This is a genomic window from Priestia sp. MDV22-iso46 (assembly GCF_058629175.1).
On sequence record NZ_JBZVWT010000008.1, the window covers coordinates 78,716 to 96,594 of the forward strand.

The 17,879-nt window shown below is 37.9% G+C and carries 22 protein-coding genes and 6 tRNA genes; all 28 read right to left on the reverse strand.

Annotated elements, in window-relative coordinates:
* Positions 1-7: 7 nt before the first annotated feature.
* Complete coding sequence (locus AC4NPH_RS25375; RefSeq protein ID WP_491939125.1) at positions 8-343, reverse strand: hypothetical protein; 336 nt, start codon at positions 341-343, stop codon at positions 8-10.
* A 12-nt stretch (positions 344-355) separates the two neighbouring features.
* Complete coding sequence (locus tag AC4NPH_RS25380; RefSeq protein WP_491939126.1) at positions 356-775, reverse strand: hypothetical protein; 420 nt, start codon at positions 773-775, stop codon at positions 356-358.
* A gap of 163 nt (positions 776-938) precedes the next feature.
* Positions 939-1,352, reverse strand: coding sequence for a hypothetical protein (locus AC4NPH_RS25385; protein WP_491939128.1), 414 nt, complete (start codon positions 1,350-1,352; stop codon positions 939-941).
* A 109-nt stretch (positions 1,353-1,461) separates the two neighbouring features.
* A complete protein-coding gene (locus tag AC4NPH_RS25390; RefSeq protein ID WP_491939129.1) occupies positions 1,462-2,229 on the reverse strand; it encodes a YomU family phage tail tube protein in 768 nt (255 codons plus the stop codon).
* 80 nt (positions 2,230-2,309) lie between these two features.
* Entirely contained in the window at positions 2,310-3,065 is a 756-nt protein-coding gene (locus AC4NPH_RS25395) for an AMP-binding protein (protein ID WP_491939130.1), read from the reverse strand.
* Positions 3,066-3,088: 23 nt separating this feature from the next.
* On the reverse strand, positions 3,089-3,604 hold the full coding sequence (locus AC4NPH_RS25400; protein ID WP_491939131.1) for a hypothetical protein: 516 nt from the start codon (positions 3,602-3,604) through the stop codon (positions 3,089-3,091).
* Positions 3,605-3,621: 17 nt separating this feature from the next.
* Positions 3,622-4,635: a hypothetical protein gene (locus AC4NPH_RS25405; RefSeq protein WP_491939133.1), complete on the reverse strand. Its 1,014-nt coding sequence runs from the start codon at positions 4,633-4,635 to the stop codon at positions 3,622-3,624.
* Between the two features lie 2 nt (positions 4,636-4,637).
* Positions 4,638-5,072, reverse strand: coding sequence for a hypothetical protein (locus tag AC4NPH_RS25410; RefSeq protein WP_491939233.1), 435 nt, complete (start codon positions 5,070-5,072; stop codon positions 4,638-4,640).
* Positions 5,073-5,087: 15 nt separating this feature from the next.
* On the reverse strand, positions 5,088-5,606 hold the full coding sequence (locus AC4NPH_RS25415) for a hypothetical protein (protein WP_491939135.1): 519 nt from the start codon (positions 5,604-5,606) through the stop codon (positions 5,088-5,090).
* 291 nt (positions 5,607-5,897) lie between these two features.
* Positions 5,898-6,881, reverse strand: coding sequence for a YonB family capsid-like protein (locus AC4NPH_RS25420; protein ID WP_491939137.1), 984 nt, complete (start codon positions 6,879-6,881; stop codon positions 5,898-5,900).
* 84 nt (positions 6,882-6,965) lie between these two features.
* Positions 6,966-7,421, reverse strand: a complete 456-nt coding sequence (locus AC4NPH_RS25425; RefSeq protein WP_491939139.1) for a hypothetical protein — start codon at positions 7,419-7,421, stop codon at positions 6,966-6,968.
* A gap of 27 nt (positions 7,422-7,448) precedes the next feature.
* Positions 7,449-9,041 (reverse strand): DUF8531 domain-containing protein, encoded by a 1,593-nt coding sequence (locus AC4NPH_RS25430; protein ID WP_491939141.1) that lies wholly within the window; start codon positions 9,039-9,041, stop codon positions 7,449-7,451.
* A 16-nt stretch (positions 9,042-9,057) separates the two neighbouring features.
* Complete coding sequence (locus AC4NPH_RS25435) at positions 9,058-10,542, reverse strand: hypothetical protein (protein WP_491939142.1); 1,485 nt, start codon at positions 10,540-10,542, stop codon at positions 9,058-9,060.
* 18 nt (positions 10,543-10,560) lie between these two features.
* The gene (locus AC4NPH_RS25440) at positions 10,561-12,294 is read right to left on the reverse strand and encodes a terminase large subunit domain-containing protein (protein WP_491939144.1); all 1,734 of its coding nucleotides are present in this window, start codon (positions 12,292-12,294) and stop codon (positions 10,561-10,563) included.
* A gap of 2 nt (positions 12,295-12,296) precedes the next feature.
* Positions 12,297-13,118 (reverse strand): YonG family phage-derived protein, encoded by an 822-nt coding sequence (locus AC4NPH_RS25445; RefSeq protein WP_442455869.1) that lies wholly within the window; start codon positions 13,116-13,118, stop codon positions 12,297-12,299.
* Between the two features lie 35 nt (positions 13,119-13,153).
* Positions 13,154-13,555 carry a hypothetical protein gene (locus tag AC4NPH_RS25450; RefSeq protein WP_491939146.1) on the reverse strand — a complete coding sequence of 134 codons (402 nt, stop codon included), beginning with the start codon at positions 13,553-13,555 and terminating at the stop codon, positions 13,154-13,156.
* A complete protein-coding gene (locus tag AC4NPH_RS25455) occupies positions 13,552-13,722 on the reverse strand; it encodes a hypothetical protein (protein ID WP_491939148.1) in 171 nt (56 codons plus the stop codon). Before AC4NPH_RS25455 ends, AC4NPH_RS25450 begins: the two co-directional genes overlap by 4 nt.
* A 307-nt stretch (positions 13,723-14,029) precedes the next feature.
* Positions 14,030-14,113, reverse strand: a tRNA-Tyr gene (locus tag AC4NPH_RS25460).
* A gap of 245 nt (positions 14,114-14,358) precedes the next feature.
* Complete coding sequence (locus AC4NPH_RS25465; protein ID WP_491939149.1) at positions 14,359-14,679, reverse strand: hypothetical protein; 321 nt, start codon at positions 14,677-14,679, stop codon at positions 14,359-14,361.
* A 56-nt stretch (positions 14,680-14,735) separates the two neighbouring features.
* Positions 14,736-14,809: transfer RNA gene (locus AC4NPH_RS25470), tRNA-Trp, on the reverse strand.
* A gap of 78 nt (positions 14,810-14,887) precedes the next feature.
* Positions 14,888-14,984, reverse strand: a tRNA-Ser gene (locus tag AC4NPH_RS25475).
* A 1-nt stretch (position 14,985) separates the two neighbouring features.
* Positions 14,986-15,060, reverse strand: a tRNA-Arg gene (locus tag AC4NPH_RS25480).
* Between the two features lie 61 nt (positions 15,061-15,121).
* A complete protein-coding gene (locus AC4NPH_RS25485) occupies positions 15,122-15,394 on the reverse strand; it encodes a hypothetical protein (RefSeq protein ID WP_491939150.1) in 273 nt (90 codons plus the stop codon).
* A gap of 32 nt (positions 15,395-15,426) precedes the next feature.
* A tRNA-Asp gene (locus tag AC4NPH_RS25490) sits at positions 15,427-15,501 on the reverse strand.
* Between the two features lie 218 nt (positions 15,502-15,719).
* Positions 15,720-15,794, reverse strand: a tRNA-Asn gene (locus tag AC4NPH_RS25495).
* A gap of 203 nt (positions 15,795-15,997) precedes the next feature.
* Positions 15,998-16,264 (reverse strand): HU family DNA-binding protein, encoded by a 267-nt coding sequence (locus AC4NPH_RS25500; RefSeq protein WP_442455874.1) that lies wholly within the window; start codon positions 16,262-16,264, stop codon positions 15,998-16,000.
* 336 nt (positions 16,265-16,600) lie between these two features.
* Positions 16,601-17,662, reverse strand: a complete 1,062-nt coding sequence (locus AC4NPH_RS25505; RefSeq protein WP_491939151.1) for a helix-turn-helix transcriptional regulator — start codon at positions 17,660-17,662, stop codon at positions 16,601-16,603.
* On the reverse strand, positions 17,649-17,858 hold the full coding sequence (locus tag AC4NPH_RS25510) for a hypothetical protein (protein ID WP_491939153.1): 210 nt from the start codon (positions 17,856-17,858) through the stop codon (positions 17,649-17,651). Before AC4NPH_RS25510 ends, AC4NPH_RS25505 begins: the two co-directional genes overlap by 14 nt.
* Positions 17,859-17,879: the final 21 nt, after the last annotated feature.

The window sequence follows — 17,879 nt, forward strand, 5'->3', positions numbered from 1 at the left end:
ATCCTCCTTACTCTGTAGGAGGCTCTTCTTCAACTGGTGTTTCCTCTTCTACAGGTTGTTCTTCTTCAGTAGGTTCTTCTGTTGTTTCTTCTACTGGTTGTGGCTGATAGTAATAGCAGAATTCTGCAGTATCACCATTGATCCATTCACCTTTATCCCATCGATCAGGATAAGAGTTGTATACAGTTTGTAATTCCATAGAGTAAGATTCTTGACCAATCTCTTGAGCAATGTCTTTTAACTCATCTTGAACATAAAGAATCTCAGTTTCTTCTGTTGCTGGGTCAAACATTAACCCATTTGCAAATGGTGCTTTTGTATAATCGTCTGCATTAAATGGCATGATAACCCTCCTTTACGCTTTCATATTTAGATACGCTGTTACTGTTTTTGGCGCATCTGTAGCATTGTTAAAGATATTTACTCTCGCATACTTAGCTTTTACACTAGAAGCGACTGACTTATATTGACCTGTTGAACTAACAACACTGCCATCTGTGCCATGTTGAGATACTCCATCGAACGACCAGTCAATGTAAATAGAAAATGCAGTTCCAACAGTACTGTATACATGAACTGCTAATTCATCGAATCCCTCAACGTTAATCCAGCCTACGCCAGCGCTTTGACCAGTTGAAGGTGCTAATACTACCCCATTATGAGTTTGAGTGTAGTCTTGGTGATGACTCTGTACATCCACAGGCATCATAATATCTGAAGCATCTAGGTTCGTACGTCTAGCCCAAATGCCATCGCCTAAATATTTTGTAGTCACAAAAATGACTCCCTTCTATTATAATATTTTATTTAAATTACATCAATACTTTTGCTTAATAAAACTTGGATTTCATTAAGATTATTTCTGAATACAAAAAAATGTGGGGGCAAACTAATCTACATACAATTTAATGCGTAAACTAATCTGCCCCCTTATTTTCTTATTGAGTTAAATATGCGTAAGACTCAATGTCCTGCGCTACAGAGTCTTCGTTTCTTACAATCATGCGGAAATATCTTGCTCTAATAGGAGCAGATGGGTGATTGAAATCAACTCTTTGAATCTCTGAAATCATCGTCCTACCATCAACGTTTGTGCCATCCATAGACCACTCAAAATAGAAAGTTACTAAACCATCTGATTTTGAACTATTCACTAGAATGTTAACGATAGTAAACCCTTCGTCACACTGAACCCACTCACTAGCAACTTCACCTTTAGGCGCAAGTGCTGTAGCAGTTCCCATATTAACAGTTCTGAAGGATGCCTTAACTGGCATATTGGAGTGGTAATCTTTAATGATAACAGGTACTGTAGCATCGAACTTAGCAATATTTACGTTTGAATATGCCAAGGCACAGACCCTCCTTCAAAAAGATAAAAAGAGCCTCCGAAGAGACTCTTAGATGTTTAATATACTTCTAGATAAGCAGTATCATCGACACCAATAATGCCGATGTCTGTTACTCCCCCAGCACTTTGTAGATAGCGATTTCCTTATCTTTGTTAGGGAATAAATCGAATGTTACAGCTAAGTTTGTAGGCTCAGTTGCAGACATTGTAATCGTAAAATTCGATTGAGGCTTAGCGTTTACGTATTCGATTTGAACGAATTCATCCTTGCCTGTTTCTTTCTCACGGATTAATGCGTCAGCAATAATCTTGAAGTTCTTAGGGAACTTGTCAGCAGAGATTGTGATAGTCTTAGCTTGAGAGTCTAATACTAGGTAGTAAACTGCGTAAGACTCGCCTTCTACAGCGTCAGTAGCGAAAGTGATTTCAGCACCAGCCACTTTGAATTGGTTAGCATTAACAACTGATGCTCCACCAGCAACCTCGTCTAAAGGCTCACCGATATGCTCGATGTCGTCAGAACCAACACGAACTACTTGTACAGAACCTTCTAATGGAGTTCCTTTTAATGTAGCTTTCTTAGTAGAACCTACACGTACAACTTCACGTTTAGCAACGTTAGTTTCACCTTGTTTTAATTCTGAACCAGCAACTAAAGCGATCCATTTAAGGTCGAATACTTCCATCTCAACAGCAAGTGTTGATTGACGATCGTAATCCCATGCGATAGCACGAGTACCTTTAGAGTTAGCGTATACACGCTCTGAAGACCATTCGTTTGTTGATACGTTTGCGTAATCTGTGTGCAAAGCTGGAGCGCCAGTACCTAAGTCAAAAAGAGATAGGTTTGCACAATCTTTAATACCATATAATGCCATGGTTAACATGCACCTCTTTGTTATAATTTTTGTCAATACTTTTGTTTTAAAGTATTATTTATAATAAAGGGATAAACCCTTTACTTTCCGATTTTTAATGAATCTGACCAGTGTTTGATATCATCTTTGACTTCAAATTTCTGACTAAGTTTGTAACTCATGCCGACATTGAATGCATCCTTACCCATAACGCTTTTATATGCATTTTGGAATTGGTAGTATGTCATTTTATCGATATGGTCAAGTGGGATATAGCTTTGTCCTCCAAAGGCTGTATAGTTAATCATATCCTGTAGATAGACTGCTTCTTTTTCTGCTCGTCTTCTACGACCCTTTTGGAGTTTCTCCCAAATATCCTTTTGTCTTGGAGTCATGTTTTTAGGAGGTTTTTCAATCTCTAAGTCTTTTCTGCCGACAACTGTTTGAATGACAACTCTAATATTGTCAAACTCATCATTATCAATTAGATAATTCTCATCGACCACAAGCTTCTTTCGATGCTTTAAAACTTTGATATTATCAGTTTGTAAGAAATACCCTAGGCTTGACACTAGAGTATCCACCGCATTCTCACCGAACACGTTGTCCAACAAACTCTTCCCATCTGATAATTCAATAAAGAATAGTTCGAAGACATGATACTGTTGCATCAACTCTTCTTCGTTATCCAATCCACCGAATATAGATTCTGTTGTTATGACATATGGAAGTAAAAGCTTATTATAAGTCTCTTCTCCCAAGTCAACTACTTCACTAATAAGTGGCTGTTTCACCACTATATTATTTTCTTTGTTGGCTAGAATAGGTCTACCCATTAACAACTTCAGTTTATCCACTCTCACTCCATCCACCTCTCAAACTATTTAAAGTCTGTGATCGTGAAGGCTATTGAGTAACCTCCAAACTTGTTATTGTGCATCCATAGTTCATTAACGTAACGAAGCTTTAGTTCGCCCATTCCAATCCCTTTAGTTCCATCAAATAATGCGCTAACTCTAGCAAGCATTAAATCTTGACGAACTCCACTATCAGTTCTCATTAAATCTACATGAGTGAAGAAATAGAAGTATATTTCTCCAGCTTGATAGTCATCATATACTTTGAAACCTTCTTGGTTTCTTCTAAAACCATTGACACCTAAAGTTAGGTAAGTCCCTTGTACCTCTACAGGCGCAGGAACAAATCTATATGGAAATACTCTGTCATACATTAATGAGAAAGTATCTTCAACACTTGGTCTAAACAAAGCGTTAGGTGAATCATGTGCTATTAGCCTTGTTAGGTCATCATCTGCTAGTATGCGATTCAAGACTTCCATCTTGTACTCGCCTAGCTTTTCCATGGCTGATTTACCACGTTTAATTTCTTTGGTCACTTATCTCACTCACTCTCTTAGTATGGACTTATAATATTCACAGGTTTAGAACCAATTGTTCCATCGGCAGTCTTACCGATTACAGTAATAACAGAGCCTACTTTTTGGAAGTTGTTCACGATTCTAATAGTGATGTACTTCTCAGTTTGCTCCACAACTGTTGCTACCGCCTCAGTATCAGCGATAGTCCATTCAGCAATGCCTTCTGATAGAGCAGTTCCATCTTGGAATACACTAGCCTCAAACTTTTGAGTTGAGCCAATTCGTGCCTTATCAGCACCACTGATTGTTACTACCTTTTCAGATTCAGGTACAGTAGGTTCTTCTACTTCCTGATTCGTGTCGGAATTTATAGCAGGGTAATAATCTGCAATTCCTAATTCTAAGTTATCTCTGTCTTCTGCATAGAAGTCTTGTTCTAATAGGTAGTTTATTAGACCTTTACGAGATACATAGTCTTTAAACATTACTTGGAAAATAGCGCCACCGATAACGATACGCTGACCAATTTTAATGTTTCTACTCTCGTCAGTATTAGGAAGATACATCATCATCTTCGCATTAACGATCCAAGAGTGATTACCACTGGTAGATACCCCTAGTGTGTACAATGTTTGGTTTTGGATATATGCATTATAACCAACGCCATTACCACAAATCTTATCGCCAATCATCCATTTGATGATATGGTTAGATTCTTTAACCTTGGCTTGTTTATGGGTAGGAATAGTTTTGTTCTCGTCTGTGAAGACCATCCAAATACTATCTCGCCATTCTACATAAGAGCCTACTTCTATATTGCTTGTCTTTTCTACAACAATGTACTTATCATCCGACAGGTCTTTGTTGTTGTTTTGGTTTTGATCCTGAAAGACAGCATATTGTTCAACTCCATCAATCTTTACTAATTCTCTTCCTAGAGCATTATCAAACCAATTTTGAAAGTCTCTAGATGCATTTGACAGTCTTCTGTCGTATGCAGTCCCACCTTTGGCAAGCATTCTTTTTCTAAAAGCAGATGAATATGTCAAGATTACCAATCCTCCGTAGAGAAGTTCTTCCAAGAATATCTTCTTGCGTAATCATCAACTTCATCTTCAATTTGCTTTTCAAGCTTCGATAGTTCTTTAATATAGCTAGTACCTTGTACAGCCTTGTAATCCCTATCACCAATTGATTTAGACATTAAGTCAGCATTCTTTACCTTTGGTGAAATCCAAGCCTTAGCCATTCCTAATGCTAGGATGTATTGCTCTTGCGATGTTAAATCCTCTGCGAATTCTCCAACGCCATCTTGCTCAGTTATCGATTCTAAATCCTTCTTACACTGAGGGAAGTATAAACTTCTAGCCATGTCTAAGAATCCAAATAGAATCTCATTTAATTCTTCTTCAGGCGGTAAAGCCAATTCATAATCATCTACTAAACGTAGGAATCTAGTATAAATAGATGAAAAAGGAGTTGCCACTAGCAACACCTCCCATTAAATGTAAATATCATTCTCAACTTCTGTTTCTTCTGCATCATCGAAAATATCATCGTTATTAACATACTTTCGGATAGTCTGCATCTTATTGTAATCTCCAAACTCTTTAAGCTTGAACAGCGTCACAGATGTTTCAATAATCTTGTTTCGAAGTTTTGGCTCAATAGTTTCCATTACTTTGTCAAAAGTTAAAGCTGGTGCTTTTACAAGGAAGTCTTTAATATCTTTTACTTCTGCCATTTTGCCATTGCGTTTTCCAGTTAGCGAATAGTACTCTTCGTACTTTCTGTCTAATCCAAGGAATGTAAGAACATCGTCTAATGTGTATCGATCGTCAAGTACCTCTGTGATAAGAATATCGAATCCTTCAAGAATCTTACGATTTGAGTTAAGGATTGTACGAAGGTCTCCTACAGTGATATACTCTTCATCGTCAATGTGTTGTAAGTCAATAATCATAGACATACGTGGGTTTTCATAGAAGAACTCTCCAAGACAGTTACTTACTACTACCACTTCTACATCTCTGTCAACTGTAACTCTTCGTCTACGTTGTACAGGTTTCTCACCATTGCGAGTTGGCTTAACACTTTGATGTTGTCGTTTTGGACGACTGTGTTTATTCTTGTTGTTATTGTTATTGTTATTTCGTTGTTTGTTTTCCATCGTTATACTCTACTCTCCCACTCTTTTGTTTATTTAATACTTTTGCTTAATAACGAGATATTTAGGGAGTGTTTTTCAACTCCCCTTATATCACATTATACTACACGAAGTATCTAATATCAATACTTTTGTTTAACAAAATTATTGAATTTTGTAGATACCATAGATAGCAGATTGCATAACACCTACGCCAAATTTCTTTTGAACTAGGTATTCCATTTGTTGGTCATTACGAGTACCAGCGTCAGCAACCTCAATCATTTGAGTTTGTCCTTCTACTACTACTTTAACTAGTTTCTCACCTTGAGGGATTACTAGTAACATATTGTCATCAACGTAGAATTCGTCAGTTCCAACTTTGTGCGCTTGAGGCAATACTACTAGGTCAACTCCACCAACTGTACCAATGTACCCAATTTGGTTGAATTTCTCTTTCATGTTATCAGACATTACTAGGTCTTTAGACACTTTACGAAGAGCCTTCTTAGTACCCATAACAACTGCTTTCTTACCACCTGAACGAGCCTCGATGTGTTGAACCATATCGAATAACTTGTCTTCGTTGTAAGTTCCTGTAACACCGTAAACAGCGTTTAATGCTGTGTAAGAGTTAGCAACAGCTTCATAGATACGTTTACCTAGGTCATTAGCGAATGATAAAGTAATACGGTTAACGAACTCGTTCCAAGGAACTAGACCAGCAATAAACATCTCTAATTCTGCGTAGATTTTAGCACCGAACCAGTCAGTATCTACTTCGAATTTACCATTTAATAGCTTCTGTCTACGTAGGTCGTTAGTACCGCCAGCGATACGAGCGATGCGGAATAATGATGGGTCTTCTACACGGAATGCAGGACGCTCACCGATTGCTACGTTCTTAACTTCTGCTAAGCCATCGAATTGGTTAGTGATAACTACACCTAAAGTAGTATCTACTAATTCTTCAATAATTGTGAAAACCTTGTATTTGTTCTCACGGAAATTTCTGTAATTGAACTCTCCACCACATGCTAAATTAATAGCGTTACGAATTGCATCTTCACCTGCAACTTCGTTAAACATAACGTTTTTACCTTGATACACATCTAATGATAGACGTTGTAAATCTGTAATTTTTGCCACTAAAATTCACCTTCCGTTGATAGTATTTTGCAGGGAGTGACCCCTGCAATACTTATTAATACTTTTGTTTTATAATATTTTTAATTAAACTGTGAAACGAATTACTGCTAATTGACCAGCGTATAGGTCAGTTTCGATAGCGATAATTTCACCACGAAGACCAGCAGTTGGAGCAGTTGCAGGAACTGTGAAACCATCAGCATGAGGAGCAACTTTTGCACCCTTAGCTGGAGTACCTGAAACGATACCATCTAGAGAAACAGAAACGATATCACCAGCTTCAATTACGTATCCACGACCTACCTTACCAGCTTTAAGAACGAAGTCTAATTCATTAGTACGCTCTTCGTATGTCAGAGGTACAGAAGCGTGGAATACTAGATTCTTAGTTACATCGCCACTAGGAGTACCTAGGCGAGCCTCTCCATCTGCTTGTAAGTCGCCTAATGCGATAAATCCACCATTTTTTAAATCTGTGTTGGCTACGAATGACTCTAAGTGAGCAGTGCCTTTAACTTTGTCTAAACGAACATATGCCATGTTGCGTATACACCCTTTCGATAATTATTATTTTGTAAAGTAAATAGATGCTGATCCATAAGGATTAGAATCTGCTGTTGCACCAGTTGAAACAACTCGTGTAGAAGAAGAATCTTCTTCTGTCTTAGCTACTGAGAAATGGTTGTTACGTAGTAATGTAACAGCGATTTCTTTCTCCATGTCATCCATAGAGAAGTTTCTAAGATTGTCTTTGATAGTCTTGTAATCTTCAGCTTTAAGAGAACTAGAGTAAGTAGAAAGCTTAGCTTCTTTTTCTTTAAGTTCAACCTCTGATTTGAATTCACGTAAATCTTTAACTTCTGATTCTAAAGCTGAGAAGTTGTTACGAGAAGCGTCAATAGCTGATTTCTCAGTTGCATTAACGAACATTGGGAATAGTTCCTCTTGATCGCCAAGCGATACGCCATTCTCATGTTTTACATAGTTAACTTTGAAGAATTTACCTTCGCTTTCATTAACCACAATTGCATGATTATCATACACCTGTGAAACATAAGTGAATGTATCTTTGAAGTTATCATGACTATCTAAAGCATTATAAAGCCCTACACGAATGTCATCGTGAGAAAGTTCGAAAGTTCGTGAGAATTTCTTCGGAGATTTTTTCTTTTTCTCTTCATCGTCCTCTTCGTCTTTCTTAGGTTGAGATTCGCCTTCTTTCTTAGGCGCTTCTTTAGGCTCTTCCTTTGCAGGGTCAGCTTCTTTAGAAGGCTCAGATTTAGGAGGCTCTTCACCTTTCTTTGGCTCTTCTTTAGGAGTTTTCTCCTTAGAATCACCTTCACCAGCTTTAGGGTCTTCCTTTTTAGCAGGAGCACCTTCGCCAGCTTTAGCTTTTTCTTTTTCTTTATCCTCTTTCTCCTTATCCTTCTTAGCGAAGTCTGTTTCAGGATTTTGAGGGTCTAAAACTTTGTTATCTTCCAAGTCATTGTCTCCTTTCTGTAGTGTTGTAGAAAAGCAAGTATTAAACTCAGTAAGCATCTCGCTCAACTCAGTCTGTATTTTATTTGCGACAGAGAACTTTTCAATGGTACTAGAAATCATAGCTGGGCTAACGTTTTCTCCGAGTAGGCAAGCGCCTTCGAACTTAGCCTCTGTAAATACAAAGACTCCATTAGTGTCGGTATATCCTTTTACGCTGGAATATTGTAGTTCCATAGATTGGGATTTGAATCCACCATCTCTATCGAAAATTCTTTCGACTTCAGGAAACTTACGCCAAATCAAACCATCGCAAACAAGATATTCACGTTCAAGCCCATCTTCGCCATAGCGACTTTCGAATCTAGCATTGTTTTCTGTCGGAATTAACCCATAGGCTCTTCCAACGTACTTAAGTTTGAATTCATTGTCTTCAATGACTAATCTCTCTTCGTGTCCCATGAAATCTATTTCTTTTCCATTCTCATCAACTGCGATATATCCCAAGATAGGAATGTTAGCAAGAGATGGAATCATAGACTCCAAGAGTTCCTTAGAGAAGATAGAATTGTTTCTATTTTCGCCAGTGTGTGCAATCCACACTTTAACTTTCATGAATCTGTCATCAAGTACATTTAAAGGTACTTGTTCAAATTCAACTGGAATGTTGTAGTTAGACAACCTTTGTCACCTCCCTTCACTGTTGAGAATCTTTAATGCGAGTCGTAGTGTCGGTTGGATCATCTGACTCAGGAGCGCCAGCCTCTGACTGACCATCTGTCTGATCCCCACCCATCGTGTATGAAGTTTGCTTAGCAATCATCAAGTCATCGATAGTTAGGATTCGTTGCTCAAATACAAGCATGTTAACAATCTCAATAGGTGTCATACCACAGTGAGCGAGATACTCAGTTCTAGAACCACCATTAGCCAAGTTATCCTTAGCCAGTTTCAAAACTGCTTCTCTATCAAAGTGTGACATCTGTAAGAACTTAACCTTCCAAGTCGTACCCTTTTTGCCAGCTTTCAATAGTTCATAATTGTAATAGTTAGCAAACATCGGTAACAGGAAGCTATATAGCCATTGAGCATCTACTTGAATAGAGCGCTCTAAAGCTTGGGAACTAGTTCCATCTCCTGCGAATAACAGTTTGGATACTCCTGCTCCCTCATACAGTTGCTCTACTGACTTATCTAATAGAGCGAACTTACCATCCTTACCTGTACCATTTAGCGAAAGTGCTTTGGTTTCGAAAGGATTTGTAATGGCTACTGAGCCATCAGGCAAGTTTCGTTTTAGAGAGTTGTGATATTCTAATACCACTGGTAATTCCATTAATGGTCTACCTTTGTCATCTGTCTCAATTCGAGAGTGAACAATCTTGGTATTGTCTAATTCAGCAGTGCTCTCCATGCCATCCTTGGCATTTTCAATTTTGATAACATCCACTAGTGCATTCGCCAGTGGAGGAAGCGATAGTCCATTCTGAGTTAGAGCATCTGAGTCTAATGTAAAGGCAATTCCTTTATCACCGACTTGATACCACTTACCTTCAATTAACTTGTCTGTAGCACCATTCTTATAGCTTGTATAAGCTGATTGAAGTTCTTTTGGATAGTTTAATACTGTAGCCTCTTGAATCTTTGTTACATCAAACTGATAGCGATATACGCCTTGGTCGAGGTATCCAATTCTACAGAAGCTAATTGGCATTTCTTGATATGCCACACTCTTTGAATCTTCAAGCTTGTACAAGAAGGTTGCTCCATTTGTAAACAACTTCTCAACAATTAATGGCAAGTTAAACTTAGGGTTTAACCTGTCTAGGAAGACTGATGTCTGAGCAAACTCCATTTGCAATTGTGCTGGGTCTTCCATATATCCAATTGGATTTTCAATCACTGGATAGAGAACATGGTCATAGGTCAATAGCGAACTTAGGTATTTGATAATACGCTTATAAGCGCCATTGACTTGTTTCATATTCTTTGATAGACCAGCAATTTGAACACCATTTGTCTCAGGGTCTCTCAGCATTGCTTTAAGTCGAGACTCAGTAATACTTGTCGCACTAGATGTGTTAGAAGTATTCTTTATAGCAGATACACTTGCAAAGTGTCTGTTCTCTTGCATTGGATTTGTTCCATTGCCTCGATTTCTATATCGTTTCTTGTTCGCCAATTCCTTTTCTCACCACCTTTAGAATAAACAGAAGTTAAGCATTTCATCGTTGCGCATATTGGCACGAAGGATGTCTTGCTCTAATAATGTTGCAACATAGTTGCCATATCCAATACTGGAATATCTATCTTTAGTGGTTGTACCAACCTCTTCAATTTTGATGTATCCATTTTGGACTTTGTAAACTAAGTTTACTAACTCATTTGTTAAGGCTGTTGCCTGTACGAAAGGTTTCAGCAAGTTTACTTGCTCTTCACTTGTCTTCTTCAAGTAACCTTTGTTTTCAATCAAGTCTTCTTTAGCTTCGATGTCATTCATCAGAAGTCTAATTTTGCGCTTCTCAAATGCGCTTCGTAGCCCTGTTGCTACTTTATGGTTGATTTCACTTGTACCTTTAATAGAGTAGATTAAAGGAATGGCGTTACTGTCCATTTTTCTATCATCCATAACCTCATCATTAATAACTGTCCATGCAGGGTACTCTTCGTCCCTTACTTTGTCATAGAGGATTTTAGTGACGTTGTCGAAGACTGCGATACCATTACCATTGGTATCCATTGCAACGTAATCGCCTTCGAAGTCATAATATAGTTGCTTTAAGCGAATCGCTTGCAACTCTGAATGTTGTCCTGCTAGAGATTCTATATAGACAACGTCTCTTCTGTACTCCTCGCCTTGAGGTAGTAATCTAATAAGAGTAAATGCAGTGGTATCATTCTTCACTGCTTTAGATGATCCCATTAAGGCTATATCCATGGAAACTATTCGAATCTCTCCAGCTTGTTTCGGCATGTTGCCCAGCTTTTTACGAGTGCCTTTAGCCTCAACGTATTCCCTATCAGTTGGGGGATAGAATGCTTTGGGTAGTGTTCTACACTGTTGAATATCATCTAATTTATAGTAGGCGTTTTCATTCTCACCTACGAAGAGGGCTTCATATTCCATGTCCCAAGACATTTGGTCAAAGTCTTCCTCTGTCTTCTGTTGTTCTACACGCTTCTTAGATAGCAACCTGTGGTAGACTGATAGTTGCCATGGTAGAACTGCTACAAAGTAGTCTTTACCTTCAACCATATTCTTCAGATATGACTTGAAGGAATCCCATATCCAATGGTTTCTGTACCACGCAGAACTTATATAAATCTCTTTATTCTCCTCGGTTAAGTGGGAATACTTAGGATTCTGTAGATATGGAGGTGTTCTATTAACGTTAAGGAATGGTCGTAAGATTTGGTCGATTGTTTCTTTCGTGATTAATCGAAACTCATCGACAATAAGAATATTCGCACGATATCCACGAGCAGAGTCACCTGACGTTACTGCTGTAATTTTCGATCCATTATGAAAGACCACATAACACTCGTTGGTGCTGGTCTTAAACTCTTTAATTTCCCTATCTAAGTTCTTAGAGGTATTCTTGAGAGCGAATATCTTTTCAGTTATAATTAACTTACTTTGACCCTTCGTTCCTGACGCTAGAACAATATTAGACTGTGGATAGAGGATTGCTCTAATAACACAGTAGATTGCGATAATGTAAGATTTCCCTTGCCCACGGGCGGCGATATACATAAAAAATGCATATTTATTCATAGCCCACAGCAAAAGTACTTGGTATAGGAATAAGTTAACTCCTAGGTACTCTTTGGCAAATCTATGTGGGTTGGCTCTATAGAAGGATGTCCAACGTTTGAACCCTTCTTTAGTTTTATTTGTGTTGGTGGGTTTCTTTTTATTTTTATTCACTGCCATGATTATTCCTCATCAGGTAATTTCTGAATATCTTCATCTTTTACCCTACCGAATACACGACCTACTTGAGTGATAAACCATCTATCAATATATTGTTTAATATACTTAGGTTCATACTCATTGTTGTCTTCTGTTACTGGTTCAGTTTCTTCTATTAATCGAACCCATTCGCCCCAACTACGTAATCCACCATCTTCAGATGCACTCTTAACCTGAACAGGTTTGATATTCGCATCCTGCATTTGAGAAGATAATGTCTTCATCATCTTTTCATATTTGTTATGGTCGCCTTCTTCAAGCGCCTTATTGCCCATCCATTGAGTCTTAGCCATATTCTTGAATAATCTCTCTTGGATAGTGTTATCAACTTCGTTTCCACCTAAGTTTTCGAACTCTTCTTCTAAGAAGATATAGTCCTCTAATTCTAGGTTTCTACCCCAACGCTTAATGATCGCATTAGTAATTTCGAAGTTGTCATAGTCAATCTCTACTAACTCTGCTTTATTAGTCTTACCTGTAATGTCATCAGAGTCCTTGAAATGAAGGTCTCTATTCTGCTTTAAAGACAGGTTCTTAAAGTAAGTACCAATTGTCTCAGTGTTGGCTTGGTTTGCTTGTTTCCAAAAGTCCTTGAGATATGGAATATCCATTGTTCTTAAGAAGCTATATAGTGTGTCCATATCATTGAGGTCAATCGCCTCTTTGACACATTTCTTAGCAAAACCAAACTGTTCATTAATCAAAGGGTTTCTGTGTGAATAGAAACTTGATGATGCGAATTCTTTGCCACAGTGTAAACAGGTTTTCTTATTGGATGTAGTCACCCTATCACCACCTTGTTAAACACATGTGCTTAAGATTATTGTCTTTCAATTAATTCAGTAATATGTTCATATGTTGAAACTTCTGTAACTGTAATTACCTTGCTATATCCACCTTTAAGTAGTTCATTACGAATACTCTGTGGCAAGTAAATAGGCAATATCAAAATATCAGTTTCATCATGCTTAATAAGCCCTTCTGAATTATGAATGCTTTCAACAAAGAATAGAGTAGTGTCACCTACTACACAAGATGAGACAAAGTGAAGGTCTCCATCATAGTCAATAGATGCTTCATCATATCGAGCAACATCTAAACCTTGTAACAACTCAAGTAAATCCCTTGTACTTAGTACAACTGTGATATCTTGTTTTTCGTTGTCATTAACGTGAAAATGTTCTTCAATTAAATGATTTAATTCTTTAATAGTTTCTCTCATCTCAACGCTCCTGCGTTTAATGCAAATAAAGAATCAATGATGTTCTTTTGCATCTCGACATAACGTTGTAAATCAGAGATTTGTTTAATATCAATAAATTTACATGCTTTGATTTCCTCAATCTTAGATTGAATGAAAGCATAGTTACTTCTTAATTCTTGTTCCATCTTATTTCCCTCTCTCTCATTCAATGGGGGTGCTTGCAATGCGTTCGGCTGTGTGAAGTATAAAACTTCACACTAAGGCAACAAAAGGAGTTGTGCGAGATAACGAGTGTAAAACTAATTTGAATAACACTAACACAAAGGAGGCAATAGGTGCTTTCACACACCCGAACGCACTGCAAAACACTTAATTTATACTGTGCTCGTAAGCTGTCAGTATTGGTCTGTTTCAACCTAAAATAGTGAGCGCTTGGCTCAATCTTCATTAATATTCAGTTTTCAAGGTCGCACGATACGTGCGATAGTATAATGGTGGGAGAGACAGGATTTGAACCTGTGAACCCGAAGGGACAGATTTACAGTCTGCCAGCTTTAACCTCTTGCATACTCGCCCACTGAGGGATTCTAGACTCCCTAGGTCTCCATGGTGGGACTTGAACCCACAAAAATAGCGCTCTGCTGACTTTACCAATTTGTCCACACGGAGATAATAAAAGCGCCTATATTTCAAGGCGCATAGTTTATAGTTTAATTAGTCGCAAGAACCACTGTCATATGAACTATCGTCATAAATGATAATTGGTGATGGCGATGGTGTACTTGGTCTTGGTTTACGTTTAGTTGTCATAGCAATTCTCCTTAGTTCTGAATTTTATCAGTTAATCCATCAATTTCAGAAAAGTTCATTTTCGCTTGGCGAACTGCACTTACTACCTGACCTTGCTGATTATTAATCTGTTGAACCAAGTTTTGGAATTGCATTGCGATCATTGGCGCTTCAGCTTGTAACTGCTGTGCCATTTGAGTTAATTGTTGTTCGATAAAATCTAATTGTTGTAGTGACATCTCTGCCATATCTAATGCTGATTTACCAGCTTGAACTTTCGCATCAATCGCATTACCTACACGCTCAGCTTTTAATCCTGAACCAAATCCTAAATTACTTCCAAACATATCCATAATACCTCTCTCTTCTCTCCCACGGAGTTATAATTTAAAATATCAATACTTTTTATTGGCACAGGTTGAAGGACTTGAACCCTCTCTGACAGTTTTGGAGACTGTAGTGCTACCATTACACTAAACCCATGTGGCTTTGCTGACTGTGGAATTGAACCACGATAAGATTGGCGACTCATCGCATCTTATATATCAGCCATAATATAAATGGAGGAGGGTGAGAGATTCGAACTCTCGAAGGGCGCTCATCACACCCTTAGTGGTTTTCAAGACCACCGCATTCAGCCATGCTCTGCCAACCCTCCGTGGCTTGCCTATCAAGACTCGAACTCGAACTAACAGGGTAGAAACCTGTTGTGCTATCCTTTACACCATAGACAAATAAAGCGCCATTGCTGGCGCATATGATACCTAGAACTATAAAGGCTCTAAGATAGCGAACTTATTCACCGATGAATGATTTCATCTTATTCTTGAAGTCAACTGCTTGTTTCTTCTTAGCAGATAATTCATTGATTTCTTCTAATGCTTTGTCGATTAACTCACGCTTTTCTTTTTCAACTTTCTCAAATTGTTGTTCAGCTAATTCAGCTTCTTGAATAGCGTTAGCAAATTGTGCTTGAGCAGAATCGATCCAGCTTTGCGCTTTTTTAATTTCTTTTTCGTGACCTTTGACAGCCTTACCGAAAAGAACTAACAATAGTTTCTTTAACATCTAATTTCCCACTCTCTCAATTAATGTTATTATGGCGAGACTAACGAGATTCGAACTCGTGATACAACCGTGACAGGGTTGCGTGATAACCACTTCACTATAGCCCCAATATGAAATGGCTTGGAGCATACTCTATGTGCGCATCCAAGCCTAGGAGGTAGGAGGTCTTGATATGGTAGTAGGGAAAAGCTTTCGCTCAGCCCCACCATGTTAGGAGGACAGTAGGTGGGAATCGAACCCACATGACATTTACTTTCACCCAGCATTCAGTCGCAACTTACTAGCCAAGCCTACTATTCAACATCGCTGACCTTCACTGTCCATATGGCTGAACTAGCTGGATTCGAACCAGCGACCCTCGCATTAACAGTGCGATGCACTACCACTGTGCTATAGTCCAATAAGGAGGTGCAAGATGCCACGTCATAACATCTTGCAATTTAATACCCACGTTTAAAATCCACGAACAATTAAGTAATATATACAATTAGGAGGAGGTCTCTTCAGGGTTTGACCCTGTCATGACCATATTAAAAGAGAGCCAAGTGTTTCACCACCTGACCCTCATATATGCCTATCTAAGTAGGCTTGTTTATGATTTGATTATTGCTTACGTAAAGATTTTGCTAATGTTGCAGTTGCTTTACGATGTGCTGGTACTTCTACAGGCTCACCATTTTGTGGATTCTTAGCTGTATAAGCTTCTACTGCTTTAGAAGTGAATGATACGAAACCTTTAAGTTCAACGTCTTCTCCACGACCGATTGCTTCTACTACTACTGTTTTGAAAGCATCTAGATATTCTTTAGCTTCTTTCTGAGTTCCACCTTTTACTTCTGCAATTGCTTTTACTACATCTTGAGTTAACATAATATTTTATATCTCCCTTTCACTCTCACATTTTTAATAAAATGTTGGTTTTATTGTTTTTTTTGGTTAGCGTTTTTAATTCAGTAGCCCGAAGGAGTTACACCTTCGTTTCACGCTTGGCAAAACACTAAAAATCCTCGCTCGTATTCACGACCACATAATAAAAATGTCCAAGTTTTAGGATGCTTGGACAAGGTTAGTTCTTGGGGAATCAAATGACCATTAAGGAGGCAATCATTATGACTTTGTTGTAGTTGTTAATACTTTTGCTTAACCCCTACATATATAATAACGATTTGGCACACAAAAAGTACACATCGTTTCCCCAATTTTTTTCTATTTATTTTTTTTAGCTTTTTCGTAAAGGTCTTTAACGTAGAATTCTGCTACCTTTTTAGACAATCGTGTAAGGCTATTAGTTATTGCATTTTTCTTAACCTGTAGCATTTCAGCTAACTCTTTCTGAGTATATCCCTGTCTGAACAAAGTAATAATCTCTTGTTCACGATCAGTTAATTCCATTCTATTTAGTAAGCAGTTGAAGTCATATAGAAGGATTCCAACATCACTCATTAAATCTTCATCTGCACCAATCATAGGTAGTAACTTCTTATTTAAGTTCTCATCTGAGAATAACGCTGAGTCAAGTTTATTAGGAACGCCCTCATCTTTTAGAACATTGTTGAATTTGATAGGACGCTTAATTGCTTCCTTAATAGCTACTTGGTTATCTCTTAGCATCTTTGTATATGAGTCGATAAAGCGTTGTGTATTCTTGGCAATATACTTCAGTCGATCAGTTTCTTCTATATTAATGTGACCCTCTTCTACTTCTTCTAATAAGAACTCAGCATTCGATTTGATGTGCGCTATTCCCCAAGGAGACTTAAGGAAGTCAATAGCATCTTCTAGTTGCTTGATTTCAGGAATCTCTTTCACATCTTTTCTATTAACTGTAGTATCTCTGACAATCTTCTGATTCTTATCATTCTTTTTATCAACAAACATATCGATCACTTCTACGTTATTGCCTTTATCATCTGACGTTGATGCACTCACGTTATCAGAATCCTTATAATCTCTATATTCACGCTCTGACTTCCAAAAGCGATACTCAATCTTACGATGACTTTCTACGTCATTAGCACCCAAGATGTATGTGCCTAGAATGTCCAGCAACTTACATACAGCATCTTCTTCTGCAAGATAACCATCTTGTGATGGAGACACTCCATAGCAGTTTGAAAAGTACTCTGCAAAGAATTCATGTACAAATCCTTCTTCATATAAATGACTTTCTACATATTCAATTCTTTCCTCGTACTTAGTAATTTTGTTATCATACTGATTGAAATCGCTAAGCTTCTTTTCAGCGATTGTACCTTTAAATTGTTTCAATATACTCGTCCTCCATCAATACTTTTGCTTTGTATTGTTTTTTAGTTTTCCAGTTATATACCTTAGCCTTTGTTGTTCTTTCGAACTCCTCATACATCTTATCTAAGTCTCCACTCAGATAGAGTTCATTCATTTCATCCACCGATAAGTGGTTTAGTTCATTTTCAAATGGTGTGTAAGTACCCATGCCTTTCATGATATTTGTTTCTCTCCTATT